The sequence below is a fragment of the Streptosporangium amethystogenes genome (assembly GCF_000721075.1).
In the GTDB taxonomy this organism is placed as follows: domain Bacteria; phylum Actinomycetota; class Actinomycetes; order Streptosporangiales; family Streptosporangiaceae; genus Streptosporangium; species Streptosporangium amethystogenes.
In genome coordinates this window covers 1-2,661 of sequence record NZ_JOEQ01000099.1, presented here as the reverse complement: position 1 = coordinate 2,661, position 2,661 = coordinate 1, and the positions used below count along the sequence as shown (strand labels likewise).

Below are 2,661 nucleotides of genomic sequence, written 5' to 3'. Positions count from 1 at the left end.
CAACTCCGACGGCACCATCACCGCCGTCGGCGCGAACAAGTGCCTGGATGTGCCCAACAACGCCACGGCCAACGGCACCAAACTCGCCATCTGGTCCTGCAACGGCGGCGCCAACCAACGCTGGACCCGAACCTGACCTCACAGCGGGCCCACCCTGCACGACGGCGCCGGGCGGGCCCTGGCAGCGCCGCGCGCGCACTGTCCGCGTCGTCCGCTCGCGGGGAATCAGTCGGTCGGCGAGAAGATGCGTTGCTGGATCTCCCTGCGGTAGTCGTCCAGCGTGTTGTCGATGTGCGTCGCCGCGGCCTGGGCCGCCGCTTCCGGGTCACCGGCGCGGATGGCCTGGTAGATGGCGTCGTGTTCCTCAACGGCCTTGGCCGCGTGCCCGCCCACCGAGCCGCGCAGTCCGATGAGGTTGGACTGCGCCTGCAGCCGGCGGGCCTCCCGCACCGCTATCTGGAGGAACATGTTGTGCGAGGCTGTCGCGATGGCGGTGTGGAAGGCGTCGTCGCCCTCGTTGAACAGATCCTCGCGTCCGGTGTCGAACCCGTAGCGGCACATCCCGGCCGACTTCTCGATGTCTCCCAGCTCCGCCGGGGTGGCGCGGCGGGCGGCCAGCCGGCTGGTCTCCATCTCCTGGGCCCGGCGGAACTCGAACAGCATGTAGATGTGATCCAGGTCGGTGGGCAGGAAGAAGGATGCCCAGCGTCCGGTGCCGAGCATCCCCTCGTCGTCGGCCACGTAGAGGCCGCGCCCCTTCTGGGCGCGTACCCGGCCAAGCGCCGAGAGTATCTTCACCGCCTCGCGCACCACGGTCCGGCTCGTGCCCAACTGCTGGGCCAGTTCGTTCTCGGTGGGCATGCGGTCACCCGGCCGCAGGCGCAGCCTAGTGATCAACTCCAGCACCTGCTCCGCGGCCACCTCGTAACCCGGCCGGTATGCGCCTTCCGCACGCGGAGTATCGATCACGCTACCCGCTCCCTCCCTGCCACCACCTCCTCAAGAGTACGACCAACTGAGGCCCGGATCAGCATCAATCCCCCTCAACCTCTCGGCATTAAGTGCTACACATCCAACTTGTCATCGGATCCTTGAGCGGACAGAAGGAAAGAGTAAGCCATCTAGCTGCCCTTGTTCTCAAAAGAACTCCCACTCCGACAAAGGTACCCTTGTGAGGAGTCAGAAATAAGTGGGCTTAAGGTCTTGACGCGACTCAGCGTGAGGAACGTAATTAGTAGCTAAGTCTCCGGGACGCCTCCTGTCGGAGGGCTCCCCTTCGGCCGGACCGCATCTGGAGTGGAGGGGAAGCCGCCGGAGGCAAGGACGGACATCGTCGTCCACGGCGGTAACGCGAACGGTTCCAACCACCTCGGACCAGGGCGCGGTTGTTCAGCGACACCTGCAAGAACCGGCCAGGCGTGCTGTTCGGCGCGGGCAAAAACAAAAACGGCGTTGAGCCGCCACACAGGCCGACCGAAACTCCTCACCCCCACATGAAGGAGAACCAAGTGGTTTCCTCACCAAGACATGCCTGCGTTCGAACCGCGGGGGGAGTCGCATGATATCGAAGCGGAGATCCTTCTTCGGAGCGATCGCGGTCGCGGCACTTCTCGCCTTGTCCACGGCTCACGCGGCGCTGAGCAGCAGCCTCGGCGGAGCCGCGGCGGCCACGTCGGCCGCAGGTGCCCGCGCCCTCGCACCGACCGCCGGGTGCGGCAAGACCCCGACGCTGGGCAGCGGTACGCATTCGATCCAGAGCGGCGGCAAGACCCGCTCCTTCATCCTGAGAACCCCCGACAACTACAACAACAACACGCCCTACCGGTTGATCTTCGGGTTCCACTGGCGGGGCGGCACCGCCACCGAGGTCGACTCGGGCGGCACCAGCGGGTACCCGTGGTCCTTCTACGGCCTGCGGCAGATGTCGAACAACGGCGCGATCTTCGTCGCGCCCCAGGGCCTCAACGGCGGCTGGGCCAACTCCGGCGGCGAGGACGTGACCCTCGTCGACGACCTGATCAGGCGGATCGAGGCGGACCTGTGCGTCGACACCTCGCAGCGCTTCGCTCTGGGCTTCAGCTACGGCGGCGGTATGAGCTACGCGCTCGCGTGCACCCGGGCGACGGTCTTCCGTGCGGTCGCGGTCTACGCCGGCGCGCAGCTCAGCGGGTGCAACGACGGCTCCCAGCCCATCGCGTACATGGGACTGCACGGCATCGGGGACTCGGTGCTCAACATCTCCCAGGGACGGTCACTGCGTGACAGGTTCGTCAGGAACAACGGCTGCAACGCCCAGAACCCGCCCGAGCCGGGTTCGGGCAGCAGAACGCACATAACCACCACCTACTCGGGGTGCCGGGTCGGCTATCCGGTCGTGTGGGCCGCCTTCGACAACGGTCACATGCCCGGTCCAGTGGACGGGACCTACGCCGAGAGCGGCATCACGACCTGGACCAAGGGCGAGGTGTGGAGGTTCTTCTCGCAGTTCGGGAGCAACCCCAACCCCACCTCCACCCCGACCCCGCCGCCGGGGACGAAGACGAGTCAGATCCAGGGTGTGGCCTCGGGCAGGTGTCTCGATGTGACCGGCGTCTCGCAGGCCAACGGCGCCCTGGCGCAGATCTGGGACTGCAACGGACAGAACAACCAGCAGTGGACGTC

The 2,661-nt window shown here is 66.6% G+C and carries 3 protein-coding genes; 2 read left to right on the top strand and 1 reads right to left on the bottom strand.

Annotated features, from left to right (window positions below; translation table 11 throughout):
• The first annotated feature begins 16 nt into the window (after positions 1 to 16).
• Positions 17 to 136, top strand: a complete 120-nt coding sequence (locus tag IG98_RS54085) for an RICIN domain-containing protein (RefSeq protein ID WP_281178617.1) — start codon at positions 17 to 19, stop codon at positions 134 to 136.
• An 89-nt stretch (positions 137 to 225) separates the two neighbouring features.
• On the opposite strand, the gene IG98_RS0143635 is transcribed toward IG98_RS54085, so the two are convergent.
• Entirely contained in the window at positions 226 to 969 is a 744-nt protein-coding gene (locus IG98_RS0143635) for a FadR/GntR family transcriptional regulator (protein ID WP_030926377.1), read from the bottom strand.
• A 589-nt stretch (positions 970 to 1,558) separates the two neighbouring features.
• On the opposite strand from IG98_RS0143635, the gene IG98_RS0143630 reads away from it, so the two are divergent.
• Positions 1,559 to 2,661 (top strand): RICIN domain-containing protein (locus IG98_RS0143630; RefSeq protein WP_084196098.1); only part of this gene is annotated, 1,103 nt, incomplete at its 3' end.